This is a genomic window from Pantoea sp. PvP021 (assembly GCF_054056055.1).
Genome location: NZ_JBSRXX010000001.1, coordinates 1,192,834 through 1,216,775, shown reverse-complemented (window position 1 = coordinate 1,216,775; position 23,942 = coordinate 1,192,834). Strand labels below are relative to the sequence as shown.

20 protein-coding genes and 1 pseudogene are annotated in these 23,942 nt (G+C 53.9%); 14 read left to right on the top strand and 7 right to left on the bottom strand.

Annotated elements, in window-relative coordinates:
- Positions 1 to 2: 2 nt before the first annotated feature.
- The gene (locus tag ACVKSX_RS05600; protein ID WP_163850050.1) at positions 3 to 260 is read left to right on the top strand and encodes a hypothetical protein; all 258 of its coding nucleotides are present in this window, start codon (positions 3 to 5) and stop codon (positions 258 to 260) included.
- Positions 261 to 304: 44 nt separating this feature from the next.
- Here the strand turns inward: ACVKSX_RS05600 and ACVKSX_RS05595 are convergent, their stop codons facing one another.
- The gene (locus ACVKSX_RS05595) at positions 305 to 451 is read right to left on the bottom strand and encodes a SymE family type I addiction module toxin (RefSeq protein WP_163850052.1); all 147 of its coding nucleotides are present in this window, start codon (positions 449 to 451) and stop codon (positions 305 to 307) included.
- On the opposite strand from ACVKSX_RS05595, the gene ACVKSX_RS05590 reads away from it, so the two are divergent.
- The 4 genes and pseudogenes from ACVKSX_RS05590 (at position 427) to ACVKSX_RS05575 (ending at position 6,383) form a co-directional block, all read left to right on the top strand.
- Positions 427 to 2,487 (top strand): VENN motif pre-toxin domain-containing protein, encoded by a 2,061-nt coding sequence (locus tag ACVKSX_RS05590; RefSeq protein WP_435530755.1) that lies wholly within the window; start codon positions 427 to 429, stop codon positions 2,485 to 2,487. The genes ACVKSX_RS05595 and ACVKSX_RS05590 overlap by 25 nt on opposite strands.
- The gene (locus ACVKSX_RS05585) at positions 2,477 to 3,097 is read left to right on the top strand and encodes a hypothetical protein (RefSeq protein WP_354438476.1); all 621 of its coding nucleotides are present in this window, start codon (positions 2,477 to 2,479) and stop codon (positions 3,095 to 3,097) included. Before ACVKSX_RS05590 ends, ACVKSX_RS05585 begins: the two co-directional genes overlap by 11 nt.
- A gap of 113 nt (positions 3,098 to 3,210) precedes the next feature.
- Positions 3,211 to 5,898, top strand: a pseudogene (locus ACVKSX_RS05580) (hemagglutinin repeat-containing protein); the annotation flags it as partial.
- On the top strand, positions 5,895 to 6,383 hold the full coding sequence (locus tag ACVKSX_RS05575) for a hypothetical protein (protein WP_354438475.1): 489 nt from the start codon (positions 5,895 to 5,897) through the stop codon (positions 6,381 to 6,383). The pseudogene ACVKSX_RS05580 and the gene ACVKSX_RS05575, both read left to right, overlap by 4 nt.
- A 42-nt stretch (positions 6,384 to 6,425) precedes the next feature.
- Here ACVKSX_RS05575 and ACVKSX_RS05570 read toward each other — a convergent pair whose 3' ends face one another.
- Entirely contained in the window at positions 6,426 to 6,656 is a 231-nt protein-coding gene (locus tag ACVKSX_RS05570; RefSeq protein WP_187505376.1) for a SymE family type I addiction module toxin, read from the bottom strand.
- A 1,140-nt stretch (positions 6,657 to 7,796) separates the two neighbouring features.
- Between ACVKSX_RS05570 and ACVKSX_RS05565 the strand changes: the two genes are divergently transcribed.
- The 4 genes from ACVKSX_RS05565 (at position 7,797) to ACVKSX_RS05550 (ending at position 10,674) form a co-directional block, all read left to right on the top strand.
- Positions 7,797 to 8,360 (top strand): Ail/Lom family outer membrane beta-barrel protein, encoded by a 564-nt coding sequence (locus tag ACVKSX_RS05565; protein ID WP_187510876.1) that lies wholly within the window; start codon positions 7,797 to 7,799, stop codon positions 8,358 to 8,360.
- Positions 8,361 to 8,574: 214 nt separating this feature from the next.
- Complete coding sequence (locus ACVKSX_RS05560) at positions 8,575 to 9,069, top strand: DUF2569 domain-containing protein (RefSeq protein WP_354438474.1); 495 nt, start codon at positions 8,575 to 8,577, stop codon at positions 9,067 to 9,069.
- A gap of 117 nt (positions 9,070 to 9,186) precedes the next feature.
- Complete coding sequence (locus ACVKSX_RS05555; protein ID WP_022625854.1) at positions 9,187 to 9,726, top strand: hypothetical protein; 540 nt, start codon at positions 9,187 to 9,189, stop codon at positions 9,724 to 9,726.
- A gap of 405 nt (positions 9,727 to 10,131) precedes the next feature.
- On the top strand, positions 10,132 to 10,674 hold the full coding sequence (locus ACVKSX_RS05550; RefSeq protein WP_003849847.1) for a glycine zipper 2TM domain-containing protein: 543 nt from the start codon (positions 10,132 to 10,134) through the stop codon (positions 10,672 to 10,674).
- Between the two features lie 145 nt (positions 10,675 to 10,819).
- On the opposite strand, the gene mfd is transcribed toward ACVKSX_RS05550, so the two are convergent.
- Positions 10,820 to 14,263 (bottom strand): transcription-repair coupling factor, encoded by a 3,444-nt coding sequence (gene mfd, locus ACVKSX_RS05545; RefSeq protein ID WP_010669864.1) that lies wholly within the window; start codon positions 14,261 to 14,263, stop codon positions 10,820 to 10,822.
- Between the two features lie 228 nt (positions 14,264 to 14,491).
- Positions 14,492 to 14,701 carry a hypothetical protein gene (locus tag ACVKSX_RS05540; RefSeq protein WP_003849845.1) on the bottom strand — a complete coding sequence of 70 codons (210 nt, stop codon included), beginning with the start codon at positions 14,699 to 14,701 and terminating at the stop codon, positions 14,492 to 14,494.
- Between the two features lie 248 nt (positions 14,702 to 14,949).
- On the opposite strand from ACVKSX_RS05540, the gene lolC reads away from it, so the two are divergent.
- The 5 genes from lolC to pepT all read left to right on the top strand — a co-directional run bounded on the left by lolC (position 14,950) and on the right by pepT (position 20,535).
- The gene (gene lolC / locus ACVKSX_RS05535) at positions 14,950 to 16,149 is read left to right on the top strand and encodes a lipoprotein-releasing ABC transporter permease subunit LolC (RefSeq protein WP_010246284.1); all 1,200 of its coding nucleotides are present in this window, start codon (positions 14,950 to 14,952) and stop codon (positions 16,147 to 16,149) included.
- Positions 16,142 to 16,846, top strand: coding sequence for a lipoprotein-releasing ABC transporter ATP-binding protein LolD (gene lolD, locus ACVKSX_RS05530; protein WP_010246282.1), 705 nt, complete (start codon positions 16,142 to 16,144; stop codon positions 16,844 to 16,846). Before lolC ends, lolD begins: the two co-directional genes overlap by 8 nt.
- The gene (gene lolE / locus ACVKSX_RS05525; RefSeq protein WP_022625849.1) at positions 16,846 to 18,090 is read left to right on the top strand and encodes a lipoprotein-releasing ABC transporter permease subunit LolE; all 1,245 of its coding nucleotides are present in this window, start codon (positions 16,846 to 16,848) and stop codon (positions 18,088 to 18,090) included. Before lolD ends, lolE begins: the two co-directional genes overlap by 1 nt.
- Positions 18,091 to 18,235: 145 nt before the next feature.
- A complete protein-coding gene (gene cobB, locus ACVKSX_RS05520; RefSeq protein WP_010246278.1) occupies positions 18,236 to 19,069 on the top strand; it encodes a Sir2 family NAD+-dependent deacetylase in 834 nt (277 codons plus the stop codon).
- A gap of 236 nt (positions 19,070 to 19,305) precedes the next feature.
- Positions 19,306 to 20,535 (top strand): peptidase T, encoded by a 1,230-nt coding sequence (pepT, locus tag ACVKSX_RS05515; protein WP_010246276.1) that lies wholly within the window; start codon positions 19,306 to 19,308, stop codon positions 20,533 to 20,535.
- Positions 20,536 to 20,600: 65 nt separating this feature from the next.
- On the opposite strand, the gene ACVKSX_RS05510 is transcribed toward pepT, so the two are convergent.
- The 3 genes from ACVKSX_RS05510 to phoP are packed head-to-tail and all read right to left on the bottom strand — an operon-like array spanning position 20,601 to position 23,914.
- Positions 20,601 to 21,725, bottom strand: a complete 1,125-nt coding sequence (locus ACVKSX_RS05510; RefSeq protein WP_354438473.1) for a ribosomal protein uL16 3-hydroxylase — start codon at positions 21,723 to 21,725, stop codon at positions 20,601 to 20,603.
- 57 nt (positions 21,726 to 21,782) lie between these two features.
- On the bottom strand, positions 21,783 to 23,243 hold the full coding sequence (gene phoQ / locus ACVKSX_RS05505; RefSeq protein WP_010669868.1) for a two-component system sensor histidine kinase PhoQ: 1,461 nt from the start codon (positions 23,241 to 23,243) through the stop codon (positions 21,783 to 21,785).
- Between the two features lie 2 nt (positions 23,244 to 23,245).
- Positions 23,246 to 23,914 (bottom strand): two-component system response regulator PhoP, encoded by a 669-nt coding sequence (phoP, locus tag ACVKSX_RS05500; protein ID WP_010246270.1) that lies wholly within the window; start codon positions 23,912 to 23,914, stop codon positions 23,246 to 23,248.
- Positions 23,915 to 23,942 lie beyond the last annotated feature (28 nt).

Here is a 23,942-nt window from a genome sequence, read left to right as displayed (position 1 = left end):
TAATGTTAAAAAATAACCTTGTTATCTTAATTAAACTGATATTGATTTGCCTGGTTTTATTTTTAATTGCTGATATTGCATCTGAACTTCTTTCATCTTCAATAATTTATTTTAAGAAGGGGTTTTTCTCATTTAGTTGGAGCAATGCTTTTGAATCCTTCTTGGAGTCTGGATATGTCGGCGGCCTTATTTTGGGTGTTGGGATCTGGATAAAGATGTGGTTAAAAGAAAGAAAAGACCGGAAGGCTTCACCTGAATAAACCCACCAATCCCGGCCTTCGCACCGGGATTTTCCCTTTAACGGTCAGTTACCGCCCCGCTTCTTCGGCTTCGCCATAACCTGAATCACGTCCATCAGCTCACGCTGCTTACGGGCGGAGAGCTTAGGGCAGAGCTGGCGCAGGGCCTGTATCACCTCCGGTTCGGGTGGCGGTACTTCCGCCGTCAGCACCAGACATCCGCGCTACGGCAGCGGACGTCACGGCGGGCGGGGCACTGACCGCCAGCGCCGGACGCGACATCGTGCTCAGCGCGGGCAACAGCCGTACTGATCTCACCGAACACAGCAGGCAGTCGAGCAAAGGGCTGCTGTCGGGCAGCAGTCTGGAGACCCACGACGAACTGCACAGCAACTGGCAGAGCGTGGCCGAGCAGACCGGCATCTTTGCCGGGAAGGGCGGCTTTGACGTGACGGCGGGTGAGCACACCCGGCTGAACGGCGCGGTCATCAGTTCCACCGCGACCGCCGATAAGAACCGTCTTGACACCGGCACGCTGGGCTTCAGCAACATAGAGAACCACGCGGACTATAAAACCGAGCATCAGAGCGTGGGCATGAGCACCGGCGGCAGCATCGGCAGCCAGTTCGAAGGCAACATGGCGAACGGTCTGCTGGCGGGGCTGAACGGCAGCGGCAGCGCCTCGTCGGTGACGAAGGCGGCAGTGAGCGACGGCACCCTCATTATCCGGGATAAGGCGAAGCAGACGCAGGACGTGGCGGACCTGAGCCGCGACGCGGCGGGTGCGAATCCGGGGCTGGATAAAATCTTCGATAAGGAGAAAGAGCAGCGGCGGATGGAGACGGCGCAGCTGCTGGCGGAAATCGGCAGTCAGGCGGGCGACATCGCGCGGACGCAGGGCGAGATTGCGGCGACGAAAGCGGCCACGGAGAAGATGAAGAATATCTCGCCGGGCCAGAAGAAGGACGCCGAAGCGCAGTGGCGGAAAGCGAACCCGGGTCAGGAGCCGACCGCGGCCGACATCACCGGACAGGTCTATCAGACGCTGTACAACCGGGAGATGCTGGCCGGCGGAATGGGAACCGGCGGTTCGGTGCAGCAGGGTATCAGCGCGGCGACGGCGGCGATACAGGGCCTGGCGGGGGGCGATTTGAAAGCCGCACTGGCTGGCGGTTCGGCCCCTTACCTTGCAGAACTGATTAAGCAGAAAGCGCCGGATGAGGCCAGTCGTATTATGGCACATGCTGCGGTGGCCGGAGTCATCGCTGCGGCACAGGGTAATTCAGCGGCAGCAGGTGCGGCGGGCGCGGCTACCACCGCCGCGATGGGTGAAGCCATCAAAAATGTTCTGTACGGTGACGTGCAGGTCAGTCAGCTTAGCGAACAGCAGAAGCAGACGCTGGTTGCGCTGGGAACGGTTGCGGCGGGTCTTGCAGGTGGTCTGGCTGGAGAGACTACGGCGGACACGGTAGCCGGAGCGCAGGCGGGCCAGAACGAAATCAGCAATAACATGGTCAGCATGGGCATGTTGCAGATGATGCAGGCTAAATCGTTGCTGGATGCGGCGACAGTGGCCGAAGCGGGCCAGGGCGGCGCAAATGAACAGGCGGCACTGGCGCTGACCAAAAAGGTAAAAGCAGGGCTGGACGCGACCTGCCTGGCGAATACCAGCTGTGTGATAATGGCTGTGGTTACGGCACAGCAGCACACTAACGGAGCAGGCAGCAAAACCGAAACCGTACCGGTTAATGATGATTTGACGGGTGGTAAGCTGGTCAATCCGGCACAGGATGAAAAGAAAGGAACGTCGCTGGTTACGCCGGATCAGTCTGGTGAGCAGGGATCCAGCATTACCGGAAATACGGATGGTATGCCGGATACGGGAGGCAATACCACGGTTACACCGATTTCTGAACAGAATAAAGATGATCTGGCTTATCTGGCTGAAGGGGACAAGCCTGCAAATCTTTCTCCTGAAGGGGCTGGTCGCTCAGGTGCTTTTAATGAGGCGAAGAGACAGTCTGGTATACCAGTGAGTCAGAGCCCCAATAAGGTATCCCCTAATATAGACAAGCGTGGTAATCCTCAACCAGGTTATATATATGAATTTATAGTTCAAAAACCGGGAGGAGGTACGCAAAAAGTTTATATAAGAGATGATGCTGGAGGCCATTTCTTTGGAGTCGATGATCCTCAAAATCGAGGCTCACATTTTAACGATCCTGCAGGTAACCACTATGACTACTGATGTTGTTATTAGATATGCTGAAGATATAAATGAAAAAAATGAGGTTACAGATTTTAACTTATTTTCAATAAGCGGCAAGGGTATCTCTGCAGTGAGCTGGGAATTACCCAATGCGCCACTAAAGAAATTTGGTGAGGGTTTATTGAAAAAAATGGTAGAGAGTTATTCTGCAGGTGTTAGCGATGAAGACATATACACATTTGTCGTTTTATCAGCGGAGCAACCTGATAGCGTAATTGTTAACCACAGAAAAACCTGGGGTTTACTTAATGTTAGAGGTGTTAAAGTTAATGGGGTTGAGGAAAAAAAAGATGTGATAGTTAAGGGAAGTGAAGGGTTGATTCTTTCCGGCTTAGGTTCTGTTAAATCAAATAGCTTGGGAGTAATTGAAAGCTTAATTAATAGCGGCGAGAAGGTGTTTTTTTCAACCATCCAATCAACTAATGTAAATATGACTGCTTCCATACCGAGGCAGATAACAGAATGGATGAGTAATATCTGGATAAATAATGGTGTTGTTTTTTTTGCATTGGGGCGTTATGACGAACCTGATTGTGAAATTGTTGCTTTAGGCCAAAAAAGAAACCTGCAAAAACTTAAGTACACCTGACGTTAAGGCGGTGGACATCGCCAGGACACAGGGGCAGATTGCGGCGACGAAAACAGCCACTGATAAGCTGAAAATGATAACGCCAGAGCAGAAGAAGGATGCAGAGGTGTAGTGGCAGCACGCTGGGCGCGGGCGGTAACCTGGCCATCACCGCCACAGCCGCACAGCCGGGCAGCGCGGGCAACATCCTCGTGCAGGGCAGCCAGCTTCAGGCGGGCGGCGACCTCGGGCTGACGGCGAAAAACGACATCAGCCTGCTTTCAGCGCAGAACAGCGAGCGCACCGACAGCACTAACAGCAGCAAGGGCGGCAGCCTGGGTATCGGCCTGACCGCCGGGTCGGGCGGCTACGGCATCAGCGTTTCAGCCAGCGTCAACGCGGGCAAAGGCCGGGAGAACGGCAACGGGCTGACCCATACCGAGACTACACTCACGGCGGGCAACGGGCTGAGCCTGAACGCCGGGCGCGACACCACGCTGACCGGCGCACAGGTGCGCGGGGACAGCGTGAAGGTGGATACCGGCCGCAACCTGACGCTGACCTCAGAACAGGACAGCGACCGCTACGACAGTAAGCAGCAGAACGCCAGCGCGGGCGGCAGCTTCACCTTCGGCTCGATGACCGGCTCCGCGAGCGTCAACCTCAGCCAGGATAAGATGCACAGCAACTGGCAGAGCGTGGCCGAGCAGACCGGCATCTTTGCCGGAAAGGGCGGCTTTGACGTGACGGCGGGTGAGCACACCCGGCTGAACGGCGCGGTCATCAGTTCCACCGCCACCGCCGATAAGAACCGTCTCGACACCGGCACGCTGGGCTTCAGCAATATTGAGAACCACGCGGACTATAAAACCGAGCATCAGAGCGTGGGCATGAGCACCGGCGGCAGCATCGGCAGCCAGTTCGAAGGCAACATGGCGAACGGCCTGCTGGCGGGGCTGAACGGCAGCGGCAGCGCCTCGTCGGTGACGAAGGCGGCGGTGAGCGACGGCACCCTCATTATCCGGGATAAGGCGAAGCAGACGCAGGACGTGGCGGACCTGAGCCGCGACGCGGCGGGTGCGAATCCGGGGCTGGATAAAATCTTCGATAAGGATAAAGAGCAGCGGCGGATGGAGACGGCGCAGCTGCTGGCGGAAATCGGCAGCCAGGCGGGCGACATTGCGCGGACGCAGGGCGAGATTGCGGCGACCAGAGCGGCCACGGAGAAGATGAAGAACATCTCGCCGGACCAGAAGAAGGATGCCGAAGCGCAGTGGCGCAAAGCGAATCCGGGTCAGGAGCCGACCGCGGCCGACATCACCGGACAGGTCTATCAGACGCTGTACAACCGGGAGATGCTGGCCGGCGGAATGGGAACCGGCGGCCCGGTGCAGCAGGGCATCAGCGCGGCGACGGCGGCGATACAGGGGCTGGCGGGCGGCAACATTGCCCAGGCGGTGAGCGGGGCGGCCGCACCTTATCTGGCGGAGCAGATACATACGCTGACGACCACGAAAGGCCCGGACGGCAAAGAGGTGGTGAACGTTCAGGCGAACCTGATTGCGCACGCGGTAGTGGGCGCGGTGACGTCATACGCGTCGGGTAATCCTGCACTTGCGGGTGCTTCTGGCGCGGCGATGGGCGAATATATTGCGCAGCAGATGTATCCGGGAGTTAAGCGCGAAGACCTGAGTGAGGAGCAGCGGCAGACCATCAGCGCGCTGGGGACGCTGGCGGCGGGCCTTGCGGGCGGCGTGGCCGGAGACAGCACGGGCGGTGCGGTGGCGGGCGCGCAGGCGGGTAAAAATGCGGTTGAGAATAACTGGCTGCACGTTAACGAAAAGACAGAGCTTGAGATAGCGAAGCAAAAACTCAGGAGCAACGACCCGGCAGAGCGTGAGCAGGCACAGCAGAAGATAAACGACCTTCGTGAGAAAGACATCAGTCGTGATAAGAAAGTGATGGATGCCTGTGGTAATGGCAGGGCTGCCAGTCCCGGATGTGCTTCGGCAAGGCTCGAAGCTTATTCGGCCAAAAATGAGTATGAAACCGGAAACTACAATAACAAAGTCAGCGATATGTATCCGGATGCTTACGGGCAGATCGTCAGCCTGCTGAATATCACCAGTGTTGATGCGCAGAATCAGCAGCAGGTTAAGGATGCGATGGTTAACTATGCCATGACGCAGTTTGGTCTGGACAAGGCAAAGGCCGAGCAATACGTCTCGACTTATGATGGGATGAAAATTGTTGCCGCTTCGATGACGCCGGTAATAGGTTCTGCTGCGGCCAGTAAGATAGAAGCTCTGGCTGGTAAACAACGGTTGTCTAATAGTTTTGAAGTTAGCTCACTTCCAGATGCTAATGGGAAAAATCACATCACTGCTGTAAAAGGCGATGCAAAAATACCTGTTGATAAAATTGAACTGTATATGCGTGGAAAAGCGTCTGGTGATTTGGAGTTATTGAAGAAAGAATATAACTCATTAAAGGATTTGCAGATTAGCAATCAGAAAGAGTTTGCTAAAACACTTGGTGCGAGAGAGAAACTTAACAAGCTCAATGATCAAATTTATAATGTTGAAAGATCACAAGAAATGGCTCGAGTTTTGAATAATGCAGGGATACAAGATAATGCAAAGAACAATGCCATGATTATGGATAACTTATTGAATTCTGCGAGTGGTGTTACACCATCTAATCGAGAAACATCTATTGTAGTCTCTGGTCCAGGTGGAAATGTCAGGATATATGCGACGTGGAAACTTCTACCTGATGGATCAAAGCGATTAGCTACTGTTAAAACAGGAGCATTCAAATGATAAGCAATAAGGACAAAGAAGCTTTAATAAAAGGTATAAACAGCTATTTAATTAATGGCTGTGCCGATATTGAATCTTTTGAAGATCCAGTTAGAGAGGTGGTTGATTACCTCAATGCTCTTTTTTCAATAGATATTGGATTAGCTGAAGATATGTGTAAAAAGACACTGAAGACAAAGCATGTTGACAGTTCTTTTTTTAAAGCGCTCTGTCTTAATGATTTACTTTTATCTGAGGATGAATGGTCGTTTGCATTTAATTATCTTTTAAATGAAACTGAAAGCGTAAGCATTCCTGAGCTTGAAAAGGCGCTGTTCTATTTTTACTGTGCAAAAAATGAGACAGATCCTTATCCTGCACCTGAGGGATTATTCAAAAAGCTAATGAAAAGATATGAAGAATTGAAAGATGATCCTGATGCAAAATTTTACCATCTTCATGAAACGTATAATGATTTTGTAAAAGCTTACTCATTAAGTCACTGAAGAAATCCCGGCCGCACAGCGCCGGGATTTGTTATCTGCCGATCACTCCCCAGCCAGCCGGATAATCAACTGTCCCGGCCCGGTGATCACCTCGATCTTCTGCCCGGTAGTAAAACCCAGTGCTTCCAGCCAGCGGCCTTTGATGGTGAGCTGCGGCAGCGGGTTCGGCTGGCCCTTATTAGGCCGGTATCCAACTTTGTAATAATGTGCCTGCGTTCCGCTGGCGGCGGTTGTGGGCGTGCGGGTTTCTGACTTATGATGCGTGTCAGCCATGATCAACTCCTCCATAGTTGGTTGTGGTCAGCGGGCTGTTGGTGTTCCACCACCTTCAGCCCGCGCTAAAAAATCTCTCGTTATGTGCTTCCTGTTCCGTTTTTACCTGTTTAAATATACACCTCCTGCCGCGTAAACTCGCTGAAAGCTGAGTAATAAATTGCGAGCTGTCTCTGAAAACCAGATAGTTTTTCTCCGGTCTGGCTTTCGTTCATTTTTTCTTCCTGTAGCCTTCTGTATTAACTGTTACGGGTGGCCTTTCATGCTGTAAATCCGCGTTAACCCGCTTGTATTCTGTCTTCTGGGTTACGCCCATATATCCACCAAAACCGGTAATAAGGGTTGCGACATGACACAGTTTCGACGTGACAGCGCGTGAGCACACCTGGCAGAACGGTGCGGTGATAGACTCCACTGCCACCGCCGATAAGAACCGTCTCAACACCGGCACGCTGGGCTTCAGAAACATTGAGAACCACGCGTACTATAAAACCGAGCATCAGAGCGTGGGCATGAGCAGACCACCAGCGGCAGTATTGGCAGTCAGCTTGAAAGTACCGCTTTTTGGGAAAATACAGGTGTTATCTTTCCGAATGCTTTCATTGTTTTCAGGGGTGGGGTAAATAGAACTGTAACTTAGTCTTTTAACGGGTTGTGGATATAAAGGTCAGTTAATAATCTGCGTTAATGGATTGTATAAGGCAGGATAATTTTCTGGATCTATGTGCAGTAATGGTTTTCAGGGGTTTTTGCTTTTTTATGGCAACTCGGTCTTGATACCTCTAATTCTTTTTGGTCTAATAGTGCCATTAAGAATTGATTGATAACTAACCGCCAGGATGAATCCTGTGGTCAAATTATTTACTTAACCTAAATTAAACGGCCGAAGTGCCATTTAATAAGGTTGGTGTTTAAGTTTTACATTGACTCAGGCCAGCCAGTTTTAAAAAAAACCGGGTATGAATAGATGCTCTCCGACCGATCTGAACATCAGGCGCGGAGCGCTACATGAAATTCCTGTCCGATACAGATGGATTGATAAAAACTCTATCCTGTCCGTCGGGTATTGGTGATTCAGGGAGCGAAGTCCTGCATTAAGCGCAGGGAAATAATGTTAAATTATGAAAAGGAATTAATTACATGACCTCTAAAATGACAATGCTGGCATTACTGTGTGGCGGTCTTCTCGTGGGCAGCAATGCGCTGGCTGATAATCACACCGTCTCGGTTGGATATGCACAAAGCAAGGTTGAAGACTTTAAAAATATCCGTGGCGTCAACGTTCAGTATCGCTATGAATGGGAGTCTCCTCTCAGTGTGATTGGCTCATTCAGCTACATGAAAGGCGATGAAAGTTTTTCTGAGCGAGAAGATTTTTATGGCGATGTCAGCGGATATGATGGAAAAACCAAAGTGAAATATTACTCACTGATGGCAGGTCCTGCATATCGCATCAATGACTACATCAGCTTCTATGGATTAATTGGTGTTGCCCATACCAAAGTGGATGAGAACGTGACTTATCCCGGAGTCTACTCCGAAGAATATAGCGAAAATAAAACCTCTTTTGCCTATGGCGCTGGCGTTGTCGTGAATCCTATCAGCAACCTCTCTGTGAGTGTTGGCTATGAAGGTACTCGCGTAAAATATAACGAAGATGTTGCCATCAATGGTTTTAACATCGGCATCGGATACCGTTTCTGATTCAACGCTAAAAACCGCAACCCTGGTCATCTGGTCAGGGTTGTTTTTTTGCACTCTGGAAAGGACCGTTCTTTATAAAGGTCGAATCAGGCAGTTCTTCGATACACTTAAAATAGTACCTGATCCTGTCTGACCAAAGACGTCGATCTTCTGAATTAACCGGTTTGAGTTTTGTTAAAACAAAGAAAAACAATTACAGCTTCAGGGGGCGAGAATGTTATGCATTAAATGTCAGGAAGCAGAAGAGAATAAAGAATCAGGCTTTTGTGATAATTGTGAAAAAAAAGAAGAGGGCAGGATTAATGGCTTATTATATCTGCCAGCTTTAGGCTTGATTATTGGTTTTTTTACGATGCTGTATAATGATTTTTGTATTGTTTCGTTGATTGCCAACACTTATCAGAAACAAGGTGTGGTTAATAGTTTTAGTGTTTTATTATTAGCGCTGTCCATTATTAATGCTCCCGTAACAGTGCTGGCTTGCTGGTTCTTCTTTAGGAAGAAAGTAAAAACCAGATACGTGATGATAACGTACTATTTATACGGTCTTATCTTTGCGAGTTTTTGCACGCTTTATCCTGCTTTGGTTTTTCACATAAACATTACGCAGCCTGCTATCAATATGCTGGCTCGGGCCTTAATCAGTTGTCTGATATGGGTACCATATTTTATTTTTTCCAGCAGGATTAATAAAGTCTTTGTGCATTAATACGGTCAATATTTTTTGTCACAAAATAAACGATGGATAACGCAACACCTGCCTCGTTATAGTACCAATAAAATAACCAGTTCCAGTCTGTGTCAGTTAAATTAAGGATAATAAAGAATGGCTGCAAAAATTTTGATCACCGGATTGATAGCACTATTATTGAGTGGTTGCACGGCAGGCTTCAGACCTTCACTGGATGATTATAAAGGGCAGGATGCGGCCCGAATCCGGGTGGGTTCAGAGGGCAATACGGCACTTCAGTTCTATGAAAAACAGAGTTCAGGTTGCTATAAAAAAATGCTGGAACGCCGTATCACTTCTGGTTTTGCCATTCTGGGCATCCCCGTTACAGGTAATAAACGGATAGGTATGCCAGCGTCGTCTGAAAACAAGGGTGCTTTCATCAATGAATTTACCCTGAAGCCAGGACAAATGATTCGTGTCATTCACTACTGGACAGAGGCTGGGTACCATCAGAACACTCAAAAATCGGCCACTGTTGAATTTATTCCTCAGGCTAACCATGACTACGATATTGTAGTCAGAGGGTCCGAATATTCAGGCGATAGCGTTTCCATCAAAGACCTTACCCCCAATGGCACCATTGTGGGCTGGGGCGAAGTGAAGGTATGCCCATCCGAGAGCATTTTTGATTAGTTTCCTTTTTCTTCATTCCTGAAGCCTGAGTGCTTCAGGAATGAATGTTCCCGATAACGGTACATAAACTCGATGCTTTTGGGTAACGATGGAAAGGCCGTTGCCATAACGGGCAGTCAGGCTTTGCTTAAAGCATATAAAATTATATACCGTTGATTTAATTGGTTTAATTTCCTTAGCGAAAAAGCATCATTAATAACGTTCCCTACCTCAGAACTCTCCTAAAAACTGGTCCTGATAGCAAAGTGACCAATTTCCTCCATTTATCTGATGTTGCATTTTCGGTCCATCTGTAAAACTTCATCTCAACAAACACGGCGCGTCGCGCACGCCGGTTATACCTCAGTTAACGAGGATGCTTTAGCAGCAGGATTGCGCGGTAACACTTTTCAGGAGGAACTTCCTGTGAATAAATCAATGTTAGCGGGTATCGGTATTGGTGTGGCAGCAGCTCTGGGTGTTGCAGCCGTAGCAGGCATGAACGTGTTTGATCGCGGTCCTCAATATGCTCAGGTACTGTCTGCAACGCCAATCAAAGAGAGCATTAAACAGCCTCGTCAGGAGTGCCGTAATGTCACTTTGACTCACCGTCGGGCCGTGCAGGATGAAAACCGTCTTGCTGGGTCTGTATTAGGTGCAGTGGCAGGTGGAGTGCTGGGTCACCAGTTTGGTGGCGGTCGCGGCAGAGATGTGGCGACAGTAGCAGGTGCGGTAGCGGGTGGTTATGCCGGTAATCAGGTCCAGGGCGGACTGCAGGATCGGGATACCTACACCACAACCGAACAGCGCTGCAAAACCGTTTACGACAAACAAGAGAAAAAACTGGGATATGACGTGACCTATAAAATAGGCGATCAGCAGGGTAAAATCCGTATGGAAAATGACCCCGGCACGCGTATTCCACTGGATCGCAATGGTCAGCTGGTTCTCAACGGCGATCAGGCGTAATTGGGCAAAGCTTTGCCGCTCACGCGGCCACACAGCACAACGTAATACAGCAGTAATGAAAAAGGCGCATCTCAGGATGCGCCTTTTTTTTGCTGCAAACTAACCGGCGCTTAACCGGTTAGCTCATCAACGCACGGGCAGGGTGTTACGCCTGCCGTTGAGCCAGTTGCGAAACGAATCCCTGCACCCACTCAAGCCGCACCTTTCTTTCCGATAGCTCACGGGTAAACCGCAGTCGCGTCGGACCGTCCAGCTTCCACTGCTGAGGCTCTTTCTGCAGCAGGCCTATCAGCCATGCCGGATCCACGTTGTTCTTCGGCGCAAAATCGAAATAACCGCCTTTGTCGCTGGCTTCGATCTTACGCAGACCGACAGCGCGGGCTTTCAGCCGGATAATCGCCACATCCAGCAGGTTACGCGCCGGATCGGGCAGCAGGCCAAAGCGGTCGATCATCTCAACCTTCAGCTCCTGCAGCTCCTCTTCAGCCTCCGCGCTGGCGATGCGTTTATAGAGTGAAAGACGGGTACTGACATCCGGGATAAAGGTCTCGGGCAGCAGGGCGGGCATCCGCAGCTCCACCTCGGTCTGGTTGCTGGTGAGATCTTCCAGTGACGGCTCGCGACCCGCTTTCAGCGCCTCGACCGCATTCTCCAGCAGCTCCATATAAAGCGTGAAGCCCAGCGTCTCCATCTGTCCGCTCTGCTCATCACCCAGCAGTTCGCCAGCACCGCGAATCTCCAGGTCATGCGTTGCCAGGGCAAAACCGGCGCCCAGATCTTCCAGTGAAGCGATCGCCTCCAGCCGCTTATGCGCATCGGCGGTCATCGACTTCGGATGCGGCGTTAACAGCCAGGCATAAGCCTGATGATGCGAACGTCCGACGCGACCACGCAGCTGATGCAACTGCGCCAGGCCAAAGTGATCGGCCCGCTCAATGATGATGGTATTGGCGGTCGGAATGTCGATACCGGTTTCGATAATGGTGGTACAGACCAGCACGTTGAAACGCTGATGGTGGAAATCGTTCATCACCCGTTCCAGATCACGCTCACGCATCTGACCATGGCCAATCGCGACACGCGCTTCCGGCACCAGTTCGCTGAGACGCTGCGCCGCTTTCTCGATATTTTCAACGTCATTGTAGAGGTAGTAGACCTGTCCGCCACGCAGAACCTCACGCAGGATTGCTTCGCGGATCACCAAATCGTCAAATTCACGGACAAAAGTTTTCACCGCTAAACGGCGGGCAGGCGGCGTGGCGATGATCGAGAGATCGCGCATGCCGCTCATGGCCATATTCAGGGTGCGAGGGATTGGCGTTGCGGTCAGCGTCAGAATGTCCACATCGGCGCGCATCGCCTTGATGCGCTCTTTGTGACGCACCCCGAAACGGTGCTCTTCATCGACAATCAGCAGACCAAGATCGTGCCATTTGAGATCGCTCATCAGCAGCTTATGGGTGCCGATTAAGATGTCGATCTTGCCATCGCTGGCCTGTTCCAGCACCTGCGCCTGCTCTTTGGCAGTACGGAAACGGGAAAGCATCTCAATGCGAACCGGCCAGTTGGCGAAGCGATCGCGGAAGTTATCGTAATGCTGCTGTGCCAGCAGGGTGGTCGGCACCAGCACGGCCACCTGTTTATGGTTCTCAATCGCCAGAAACGCCGCGCGCATGGCTACTTCGGTTTTACCGAAACCAACGTCGCCGCACACCAGACGGTCCATCGCCAGCGGCTCGCACATATCACTTAGCACCGCGTTGATCGCCTGCGCCTGGTCCGGGGTGGTTTCAAACGGGAAGCTTTCGCAGAACAGCTGATACTGCTCGCGATTATGCTTAAAGGCAAAGCCGGTTTTGGCGGCGCGCTGAGCATAGATATCCAGCAGTTCAGCCGCCACATCACGCACTTTCTCAGCCGCTTTCTGCCGTGCGCGTGACCAGGCATCGCTGCCCAGTTTGTGCAGTGGTGCATTATCGTCGGCACCGCCCGCGTAGCGGCTGATCAGGTGCAGCGATGAAACCGGCACATAAAGTTTGGCGTCGTTGGCGTAAGAGAGCATCAGGTATTCCGCCTCAATGCCGCCAGCTTCCAGCGTGGTGAGGCCGATATAACGACCCACACCGTGTTCCAGATGCACCACCGGCTGGCCGGGATGCAGCTCCGCCAGGTTACGGATCAGAATGTCCGGATTGATAGTGCGACGGGTATCCTGACGGCGACGGCTGACGCGTTCGCCCAGCAAATCGCTTTCGCAAATCAGCGCCCGGTTGCCCTGGGTATCAATAAAACCGCGCTCGCTGGCGCCGATCATCAGTCGGAAACGCTCTTCGCCGGTCTCATCGAAGCGGTGCACCGGCTGAGGACGCAGTTTAATCCGGGCCAGCAGATCCTGCAGGCTCTCACGGCGGCCTTCACTTTCGACCGAGAAGACCACGGTGCCGCTGAAGGTTTCAATAAACTGACGCAGATGATCCAGCGGCGCTTTTGCCTGCGCCTGAACGGTCAGATCAGGCAGCGGGGTATAACCGAGGTTGGTATTCGCGGCTTTGGCGGGCAGCACCTCATTGGTCATCTGGATGCGCGGCCAGGCTTTCAGCTCTCCCATTAATGCATCCGGACGCAGCCACAGGGTGACCGGCTCCAGCAGTGGACGCATCGGATCAACGCGGCGATTTTCATAGCGCGCCTCGGCATCCTGCCAGAAGCGGCTGGCGCTGCCTTCAAGATCGCCGCAGTTCACAATCAGGGTATTGTCGGGCAGATAGCTGAACAGGCTGGGTAACGGCTGCTCAAAAAACAGCGGCTGCCAGTATTCGATGCCCGCTGGCAACGTGCCTTTGCTGACCTGCTGATAGACATGCTCCGACTCACGGCGCACATCAAACGTTTCACGCCAGCGGCTGCGGAACAGCTCAATGGCGGCTTTGTCGCTGGGAAACTCATGCGCAGGCAGCAGGTTAATTTCGGGGACCGCTTCCAGCGTGCGCTGACTGTCGACGTCGAACAGGCGCAGGCTGTCGATCTCATCATCGAAAAAGTCGATGCGGTAGGGCTGATCGCTGCCCATCGGGAACAGATCGAGCAGGGCGCCGCGCGTGGCGTATTCACCGTGCTCCATCACCTGATCGACATGGCGATAACCGGCCTGCTCAAGCTGGTCGCGCAGCCGGTCGCGTGACAGTTTTTGTCCCTGCTTCATCACCAGCGCATGGCCGTGCAGGAAACTGTGCGGGCAGACGCGCTGCATCAGGGTGTTGACCGGCATGATCAGCATACCGCGCTGCATCACCGGCAGCTGGTAGAGGGTCGACAGGCGGGCGGAGATAATATCCTGATGCGGCGAAAAGCTGTCGTAGGGCAGCGTTTCCCAGTCGGCAAGGTGCGCCACCGGCAGATCGGTAAACTGGCGGATTTCATCCAGCAGACGCAGAGCGGTTTGGGTATCGGGTGTAATCATTAACACCGGACCAGCATGTCGTTCGGTAATGCTGGCACACTCCACCGCGTGCGCCGCGCCTATGAGCTGGCCGAGCTGACGGTGATCGCCGGATTTAACGGGCAGGGTATAACGAGTCTGTTCGGGCATGGGATCTCGGGGTTGCTCCATTTTTCCAGGACGTAATCATTCCATATTATGTCAGGGGGATCACCTCTGCGGCACAATTTTCCTGCCGCGCCGTGCTGAACCAGGGGATCGTTCAGCCATTACCGGGCGTCAGCGGTAATCGTGCGGATAAAGAGAGGATAGACGGAGTCTGGCAAGGGATCAGAAAAAACCGCCGTCGCCATGCAGCGACGGGGTTAAACGGGCATTTTATTTTATGGATTGCTGTGTGTAATGCATGCGTGGGCGGTCGATATTCGCCCAGGATAACTCCTGCTCAGGATGATAGCTGAGGTTACCGTCGTCCCACTTTACGTAGTAGCCGGCTGGTGCGTTTCCCTGCTCAAAGACGTTGATGATTTCGCCTCTGATCTCCCCGGATTTATGTTTAACGATGCTGCCTTTGGGAAATTTCAACATGGTCGCTACCTCATACTGCCCGGCAATAAATCACCCGTGATCATGGTACTGATTGTAGTCTACCCCCCTGGACGCTGAATAATCAGCCAATAAGCGGCGGCTTTATCGGCTATTCCGCTGCTTTGGCGCGGAATGTGACGCATCCGGATGCAACTTTGCTGCCGACTCAGAGGGTTAGAGGTTTCATAAAGCCAGCCGCTCCTTTATCATCCCACTACCTATTTTCAGGCAACGGCTTACTGGATTCCATGTATCAACCTGTCGCGCTATTTATCGGTCTGCGTTATATGCGCGGACGAGCATCGGATCGCTTCGGTCGCTTTGTCTCCTGGCTCTCAACGATTGGCATTACGCTCGGCGTGCTGGCGATGGTCACCGTGTTGTCGGTGATGAACGGTTTTGAGCGTGAACTCGAAGGCAATATTCTTGGCCTGATGCCTCAGGCGCTGATCACCAGCGACAAAGGCAGTCTCAATCCACAACAGCAACCCGCCACTTCGCTGAATCTGCAGGGTGTCAGCCGTATTGCGCCGCTGACCACCGCCAATGTGGTGCTGCAAAGCCCGCACAGCGTCTCCGTTGGCGTGATGCTGGGCATTGAGCCGGCTGAAAAAGATCCGCTTACCCCTTTCCTGGTCAATACCCGGCAGAGCGTGCTGCAGGCCGGGCAGTATAATGTCATCCTCGGTGAACAGCTGGCATCCCAGCTTGGCGTAAAACGTGGCGATCAGCTGCGTCTGATGGTGCCGTCGGTCAGCCAGTTCACCCCGATGGGACGCGTGCCAAGTCAGCGTCTGTTTACCGTAGCGGGCACCTATGCCGCTAACAGCGAAGTCGATGGCTATCAGATTCTGGTCAATCTTCAGGATGCGTCGCGCGTGATGCGCTATCCGGCCGGTAATATTACCGGCTGGCGACTGTGGCTGGATAAACCGCTGTCGGTCGACAGTCTGAGTCAGCAGACACTGCCTGCGGGCCTGGTCTGGAAAGACTGGCGTGAGCGCAAAGGCGATCTCTTCCAGGCGGTGCGTATGGAGAAGAACATGATGGGCCTGCTGCTGAGCCTGATCATCGCCGTGGCTGCCTTTAACATCATCACTTCGTTAGGCCTGCTGATCATGGAGAAGCAGGGCGAAGTGGCGATCCTGCAAACCCAGGGCCTGACGCGCCGGCAAATAGTGGCGGTGTTTATGGTGCAGGGTGCCAGCGCCGGTATTATCGGCACGCTGCTCGGCACGCTGCTCGGTGTCTTGCTGGCCAGCCAGCTCAACAACTTAATGCCGGTGATTGGCCTGTTCCTTGATGGTGCCGCATTGCCGGTTGATATTAATGTGTGGCAGGTGGTCACCATCGCCCTCAGCGCCATGATTGTGGCGCTGTTGTCTACGCTCTATCCTTCGTGGCGCGCTGCCGCCGTTCAACCTGCTGAGGCTTTACGTTATGAGTAACACTCCTTTGTTGCAGTGCCGCGACCTGTGCAAACGCTATCAGGAAGGCAGCGTGCAGACCGATGTGCTGCGCAATGTGGCTTTCAGCCTCCAGCCCGGTGAACTGACTGCGATTGTCGGCAGCTCCGGTTCCGGTAAAAGTACGCTGCTGCATCTGCTCGGCGGCCTGGATGCACCGACATCGGGCGACGTGGTGTTTGATGGACAGTCACTGAATGCCATGTCCTCGTCAGCCAAAGCGGAGCTGCGTAACCGCGAGCTGGGCTTTATCTATCAGTTCCACCATCTGCTGCCGGACTTCAGCGCGCTGGAGAACGTGGCGATGCCGCTGCTGATTGGCAAAACGGCTAAAACGGAAGCACAGGATCGCGCCCGTGAGATGCTGGCCGCGGTCGGGCTGGACCATCGCGCCGCGCACCGGCCTTCTGAACTGTCAGGCGGCGAACGCCAGCGCGTGGCGATTGCCCGGGCGCTGGTTAACCGCCCACGGCTGGTTATGGCGGATGAGCCAACCGGTAACCTTGATGCACGCAACGCCGACGCCATTTTTGAATTACTGGGCGAACTGAATGTGCGTCAGGGCACCGCGTTTCTGGTGGTGACCCACGATCTGATGCTGGCAAAACGCATGACGCGTCAGATGGAGATGCGTGATGGTCAGTTAAGCGATCAACTCACCATGGCAGGAGCGGTGTAATGGGTTCGTCGTTATCCCTGTTGCTGGGCCTGCGCTTTAGTCGTGGCCGCCGTCGTGGCGGCATGGTGTCGCTGATTTCGGTGATCTCCACCATCGGTATTGCGCTGGGCGTGGCGGTGCTGATTATCGGTCTGAGCGCCATGAATGGTTTTGAGCGTGAGCTGAACAACCGCATTCTGGCGGTGGTGCCGCATGGCGAGATCGAGGCGGTCAATCAGCCGTTTCAGCACTGGCAGTCGATGATTGCCCCGATTGAAAAGGTGCCCGGCATTGCGGCGGCAGCGCCTTATGTGAACTTCACCGGCCTGATTGAGAGCGGTGCCCGGCTGGAAGCGCTGCAGGTAAAGGGTGTTGATCCGGCACAGGAGCCGCGCCTCAGCGCCCTGCCACAGTTTGTGGCAGATAACGGCTGGTCCTCTTTTGCCGCCGGTAAGCAGCAGATCATTCTGGGCGGCGGCATTGCTAAATCGCTGAACGTGAAGCAGGGCGACTGGATCACCATCATGATCCCCAACAACGATGGTGATAACAAACTGCTTCAGCCTAAACGTATCCGGCTTCAGGTCAGCGGTATTCTGCAACTGAGCGGCATGCTCGATCACAGCCTGGCGCTGGTGCCACTCGCCGATGCACAGCACTATCTGGAGATGGGTGACAGCGTGTCCGGCATCGCCCTGAAGATGACCGACCCGTTCCAGGCGGTCAAACTGGTGCGGGATGCCGGTGAAGCGACCCGTTCCTACGTCTACATCAAGAGCTGGATTGGCACCTACGGCTATATGTACCGCGATATTCAGATGATCCGCGCCATCATGTATCTGGCGATGGTGCTGGTGATTGGCGTCGCCTGCTTTAACATTGTCTCAACGCTGGTGATGGCGGTGAAGGATAAGAGCAGTGACATTGCGGTGCTTCGTACCCTCGGTGCCAAAGACCGGCTGATCCGCGCCATCTTCATCTGGTACGGTTTGCTGGCAGGCCTGCTGGGCAGCGTCAGCGGCGTGATCGCGGGCGTGCTGGTGGCGCTGAATCTGACCTCACTGGTGCGCGGGCTGGAGTCGGTTACCGGTCATCATCTGCTGGCGGGTGATATCTACTTCATTGACTTCCTGCCGTCGGAACTGCACTGGATTGATGTGTTCTCAGTATTGATTACCGCGATTCTGCTGAGCCTGCTGGCGAGCTGGTATCCCGCCAGACGCGCCAGCCGCATTGACCCGGCTCGGGTATTAAGCGGTCAGTGAAAAAATGCGGCGCGAATCCTTTCGCGCCGCATCTGTTTAAGACCTTTGCTGTTGGGCGCTGCCCTCAGCAACCGTTACTATCGGGTGATGTTAACCCGGAATCTGTTTAGAGCGGCTCGCCGCAGCTGCTACGCCAGGAGATTTTATGCGTACACCACGTCGCCGCATACGACTTGCCCGCCTGAAGAAAACCCGGAGAAAAGTGCATCAGCGCTTTCGCCAGCGCATATTTGAGCGCGATCGTCAGGCCGAACTGGCCGCCCATCCTCAGCCGCATGTTGTTGTGCTGACCGGCGCAGGCATCTCAGCGGAGTCCGGCATCCGGACCTTCCGCGCCGCTGACGGCCTGTGGGAAGAGCACCACGTTGAAGATGTTGCGACGCCCGAAGGATTTCAGCGCGATCCCGCACTAGTGCAGCGCTTTTACAATGCGCGCCGCCAGCAATTGCAGGAGGCAGAGATTCAGCCTAATGCGGCCCATCTGGCACTGGCGGAGCTGGAACAGGTATTAGGCGATAACTTTTTGCTGGTCACGCAAAACATCGACAATCTGCATGAGCGTGCCGGAAACAGCCGGGTGCTGCATATGCACGGTGAGCTGCTAAAAGTGCGCTGTGTCACCAGCGGTCAGGTCATTGAGTGGACCGGTGATATCACGCCGGACGATCGCTGCACCTGCTGCCAGTTCCCCTCTGCGCTGCGGCCGCACGTAGTGTGGTTCGGTGAGATGCCGCTGGGCATGGAGCAGATTTATCAGGCGCTTGAACAGGCCGATTACTTTATCGCTATCGGCACCTCAGGCCATGTCTATCCGGCCGCGGGTTTTGTCCATGAAGCCAAACTGCAGGGCGCGCATACTGTTGAGCTGAACCTGGAGCCAAGCCAGGTGGGCAACGAATTTGCCGAGCGGCATTACGGCCTGGCGAGCGAAGTGGTGCCGGAGTTTGTGCATAAGCTGCTGCGCGCGCTTTATAAGTAAGCAGGGGCGGCTATGGCCGCCTCGCCGTTTTTTGCCCGTCATGCTGATTCCAGCCGCCCGGTGTTTATCAACATTGCGAGGTTTGCCGCAACAATCTCGTAATCAGCCGTTTTTTTCGGGCTTATTGCTTTCCCAAAGGTTATCGACAGCGCTAACCTGTCTGCGAATGATTTTACGCAACGTTGTAACCGGCTGGTCTGTTAATAATACCGGATGGCACTTTTAAAGGATGGGATATGGAACAGTTACTTGAGCGCTTTTTAAGTTATGTGGCCGTTGAGACACAGGCTAAGCCGCAGGCGCGCCAGGTGCCCAGCAGTGAAGGGCAGTGGACGCTGGCGCGTCAGCTGCAGGAGGAGTTGCTGGCACTGGGTTTTGTCGATGTCTCCTTAAGCGATCACTGTTGCGTCATGGGCACACTGCCTGCCAATGTTGACTGGCCGACGCCAGTCATCGGTTTCATCTCTCACATGGATACCTCGCCAGACTTTACGGCGAAACATGTGAATCCGCAGATCATTGAAAATTATCGCGGCGGAGACATTGCGCTGGGTAATGGCAACGAAATTCTCTCGCCGGTGATGTTCCCGGTGCTGCACAAGCTGATTGGGCATACGCTGATTACCACCGATGGCAAAACCCTGCTGGGCGCGGATGATAAAGCAGGTATCGCCGAGATTATGACGGCAATGGCGCAACTGGCTGCGAGCGATACGCCGCACGGTGCGATCCGTGTTGCCTTTACGCCCGATGAAGAGATTGGTCGCGGCACTTCTCACTTTGATGTGGAAGGCTTTGCCGCTGACTGGGCCTACACCATTGATGGCAGTGATCTGGGTGAGTTCGAATATGAGAACTTCAACGCTGCTTCGGCCACCGTAAAAATCGTCGGTAACAACGTGCACCCTGGCTCCGCCAAAGGGGTGATGGTCAATGCGCTGGATCTGGCAAACCAGTTTCATGCCGCGGTCCCGGCCAGCGAAAAACCGCAATATACTGACGGCTATCAGGGCTTCTATCATCTGCATCAGATCAAAGGCAGCGTTGAACACGCCGAGATGCTCTATATCATTCGTGACTTCGAAACGGAGAGTTTTGAACAGCGTAAACAGACGCTGCTGCAGATTGCCGCAGAGATCAATAAAACCCTGCACCCGGACTGTTCGGTCACCGTCGAGATCACCAACAGCTATCGCAACATGCGTGAAAAAGTGGAGCCGTTCCCGCACATCATCGAACTGGCTTTACAGGCGATGCGTGACTGCGGCATTGAGCCGGTAGTGAAACCGATTCGCGGCGGTACGGATGGATCGGCGCTGTCGTGGAAAGGGCTGCCTTGCCCGAATATCTTCACCGGTGGCTATAACTATCACGGCAAGCATGAGTTTGCTTCGCTGAATATCATGGCGAAATCGGTGGAAGTGATTGTGCGGCTGTCAGAACTGGCGGCGCAGAAGAAGAATTAACCTGCAGGCACAAAAAAGGCTCTCTGCCACAGCGGCAAGAGAGCCTGATTCAGTATCAGCTCAGATTATTCGTCGCCGAAGTACCAGTATCCGGCATTGACCAGGTCGGCGATCTGCGCCAGTACCGACGGGTCATCCAGCGCATCGCCCAGATCGTCCAGTGTGATGAGATAGTGGCGCGCCAGTACCGCCATCACATCGGGATGTGAACACTCAACCCGCTCACCGTTGACATAGACCGCATCGCCAATCGTCAGGACACGCAGGCCACCTAACCGGCTCAGGGTATCGCCCTGTTGCAGCGCATCATAAATTTCATCAGGCTGGTAAGGCGGTTCCGGTGGCGCGACATCGAGTTCGTGACGTGACTGGGAAATGAATTCGCCAAACCACTGAGCGAACTGCTCCGGCTGATTGACCACATCCAGCATCAACTGACGTACGCCTTCAATCTCCTGCGGCAGAATCTGCGACGGGCAATCACGTGCAGGCACATCCGGATCGCTGAAGCGCAGGCTGCCCAGCTCATTAGCCAGCGCGTAATCCGCAAAGCCGCTGATTAACTCGCGTCCGCTGGGGGCACGGAAACCCACGGAGTAGTTCAGGGCGTTTTCCAGCGAGTAGCCTTCATGCGGGAACCCCGGCGGAATATAGAGAATATCACCCGGCTCCATCTCTTCATCGATGATGGCGTCGAATGGCTCAACCTGCAGCAGATCCGGGTGCGGGCAGTGCTGCTTCAGCGGCACCTTTTCACCGACGCGCCAGCGACGGCGACCGGCACCCTGAATAATAAAGACATCATACTGATCAAAATGGGGACCGACGCCGCCGCCAGGGACGGCAAACGACACCATCAGGTCATCAACACGCCAGTCAGGCAGGAAACGGAAAGGGCGCATCAGTGCGGCAGAGGCTTCATGCCAGTGATTGACCGCCTGTACCAGCAGCGACCAGTTGTTTTCACCCAGATGATCATAGCTCTCGAACGGGCCGTGGCTGACCTGCCATTTGCCATCCTGATGGCTGACCAGGCGGCTATCCACCTCGTTTTCCATCGCCAGACCGGCCAGTTCATCCGGTGAAAGAGGATCGACAAAGTTTTTAAAACCACGCTTCAGCACTACCGGGCGTTTCTGCCAGTAACGCTGAATAAAATCGGGCCAGTTAATATCGAGCTGATAGTCCATAAAAGGGTTCCGCTTAGGGCTGTAAATGCCAGCAAGTATAACAGCCCTGAGGGTTTTCTACTCGCGGCGATGTTCGACTTCCTGGCGCTGAAAGACCACTTCCATGCGTGTTCCGCCGAGTGCACTGCTGGAGGCGATGACGTTGCCCTCATATTGCTCAAGAATATCGCGCACCACCGCCAGACCCAGTCCCTGACCGGGACGCAGGGTATCGGCGCGCTGACCCCGGACAAACACTAAATCGCGCTTGCTCTCGGGAATGCCCGGACCATCATCGTCAATATAGAGATGGAGTGCATTTTCGCTCTGAAATGCGCTGATTTCGATAAATTCCAGGCAATACTTGCAGGCGTTATCGAGCACGTTGCCGAGTACTTCCATAAAGTCATTCTGGTCGCCAACAAAGGTCAGCTCCGGTGAGATATCCAGCGAAATCGCCACGCCTTTACGCTGATAGACTTTATTCAGGGCTGAGCAGAGCTTGTCGAGCAGACCGGAAACGGAATGCAGATCGCGCTGCAGCGGATTGTGATCGGCCTGCATACTGGCGCGATGCAGATAATAACCGACCTGCTGCGAGATTCGACTAATCTGCTCCAGCATCACCGGCTCAGCCTGTTCCACCGTCAGTTCCTTGCCGTTGCGCAGCGAGCGCAGGGTGCTCTGCAACACGGCCAGCGGCGTTTTCAGACTGTGGGTCAGGTCTGAAAGCGTGGTGCGATAGCGGGTATAGCGTTGTCGCTCATTGGTCAGCAACAGATTGAGGTTACGCACCAGACTGCGCAGTTCCTGCGGCGGATTATCCGCCAGATTTTCGCGCTGACTGGTCTCCAGTTCGCGCACCTGCTGTGTCAGCGCGCCAATCGGCCGCAGACTCCAGTGCGCCGCCAGCCACAGCAACGGAATGATCAGTATCAGGTTGGCCGCCAGCACATAGCTGAACCACGACCAGACCACATCAGAATGCTGCAACTCCTGCGGGATAGAGTCGACCACCACAATGGTGAGTGCGGGCAGATTCGTGGTGGCATCGTAACGGTTAACGGCGACCGAATGGGTAAAGGTATCGTTGCTGTCATTGTCCCAGTCGTTGAGTCGTTGCTGAGCATTCAGGTTATTGCCCATCGCCACCATGCTGGTACGGTTACTGGTATCAATCTCGTAGAAGTCAGGCTTCAGCAGCCATTCACGGCGGATCTTCTTGCGGATCTCTGGTACGTCGCGTTGCTGCCACAACAGCTTGCCGTGCTCATCGTAAATAAACACCAGCGTCGGGAAGTTGAGCGTCATCCGTTCCGGCTGGGCGATGGTGAGTTTGTTGTCATGCCATTGCGCCAGCGTAAAGAACAGATTGCTCTCGCCGCGCATCACGCGATAGGTATTTTTATCGAAACTGACCACATAGCCAATCACCGCCACCATGCCGTAGGAGAGTGAGAGGAAGAGGACTATCGCTGCGGAGGCCAGCAGAAAGCGGGCGCGCAGCGAAATAGGGCGATAACGATTAAACCAGGACATGGTCAGAGATCAAAGCGGTAGCCCTGGCCACGCACGGTGGCGATCACGTCAGTAGGATGCAACGCCAGAATTTTTTTGCGCAGACGGCCCATAAGAACGTCGATGGTGTGGCTTTCACGCAGTTCAGCGTCAGGATAGAGCTGCAGCATCAGCGAGTCTTTGCTCACCACTTTGCCCGCGTTACGGATCAGCGTTTCGACAATGGTGTACTCAAAGGCCGTGAGCTTCACCGGCTGTTCATTGACCGTCAGTTCACGGCGGGAGAGATCAACCTGAAACGGGGCCATATCGATGATTTGCGAGGCATGTCCGCTGTTACGCCGCATCAGCGCCTGCAGGCGTGCCGCGACTTCTTCAATGTGAAACGGTTTGGTGACGTAGTCATCCGCACCGGCTTCCAGCGCCTCAACTTTGGCCTGCCAGCCTTCACGGGCGGTCAGCACCAGAATCGGCTGGCGCACGGCATCGCTGCGCCAGCGGCGAATCAGAGACATACCATCTTCATCCGGCAGGCCGAGATCCACCAGCGCGATATCGGGCAGATGTTCCCGAAGAAAATAGTCAGCTTCTTTGGCGTCTTCGGCGGCATCGACCTGATGGCCCATGTCACGTAACTGGACGGCGAGATGATGGCGCAGCAGGGCATTGTCTTCAACAACCAGAACACGCATAGAAATTCCTTACACTCTGTTTGAGTCA

Coding starts and splice junctions, on each gene's coding strand:
- ACVKSX_RS05600 (WP_163850050.1), top strand. CDS start 3: ATGTTAAAAAATAACCTTGTTATCTTAATTAAACTGATATTGATTTGC.
- ACVKSX_RS05585 (WP_354438476.1), top strand. CDS start 2,477: ATGACTACTGATGTTGTTATTAGATATGCTGAAGATATAAATGAAAAA.
- ACVKSX_RS05575 (WP_354438475.1), top strand. CDS start 5,895: ATGATAAGCAATAAGGACAAAGAAGCTTTAATAAAAGGTATAAACAGC.
- ACVKSX_RS05570 (WP_187505376.1), bottom strand. CDS start 6,656: ATGGCTGACACGCATCATAAGTCAGAAACCCGCACGCCCACAACCGCC.
- ACVKSX_RS05565 (WP_187510876.1), top strand. CDS start 7,797: ATGACCTCTAAAATGACAATGCTGGCATTACTGTGTGGCGGTCTTCTC.
- ACVKSX_RS05560 (WP_354438474.1), top strand. CDS start 8,575: ATGTTATGCATTAAATGTCAGGAAGCAGAAGAGAATAAAGAATCAGGC.
- ACVKSX_RS05555 (WP_022625854.1), top strand. CDS start 9,187: ATGGCTGCAAAAATTTTGATCACCGGATTGATAGCACTATTATTGAGT.
- mfd (WP_010669864.1), bottom strand. CDS start 14,263: ATGCCCGAACAGACTCGTTATACCCTGCCCGTTAAATCCGGCGATCAC.
- ACVKSX_RS05540 (WP_003849845.1), bottom strand. CDS start 14,701: ATGTTGAAATTTCCCAAAGGCAGCATCGTTAAACATAAATCCGGGGAG.
- lolC (WP_010246284.1), top strand. CDS start 14,950: ATGTATCAACCTGTCGCGCTATTTATCGGTCTGCGTTATATGCGCGGA.
- lolD (WP_010246282.1), top strand. CDS start 16,142: ATGAGTAACACTCCTTTGTTGCAGTGCCGCGACCTGTGCAAACGCTAT.
- lolE (WP_022625849.1), top strand. CDS start 16,846: ATGGGTTCGTCGTTATCCCTGTTGCTGGGCCTGCGCTTTAGTCGTGGC.
- cobB (WP_010246278.1), top strand. CDS start 18,236: ATGCGTACACCACGTCGCCGCATACGACTTGCCCGCCTGAAGAAAACC.
- pepT (WP_010246276.1), top strand. CDS start 19,306: ATGGAACAGTTACTTGAGCGCTTTTTAAGTTATGTGGCCGTTGAGACA.
- ACVKSX_RS05510 (WP_354438473.1), bottom strand. CDS start 21,725: ATGGACTATCAGCTCGATATTAACTGGCCCGATTTTATTCAGCGTTAC.
- phoQ (WP_010669868.1), bottom strand. CDS start 23,243: ATGTCCTGGTTTAATCGTTATCGCCCTATTTCGCTGCGCGCCCGCTTT.
- phoP (WP_010246270.1), bottom strand. CDS start 23,914: ATGCGTGTTCTGGTTGTTGAAGACAATGCCCTGCTGCGCCATCATCTC.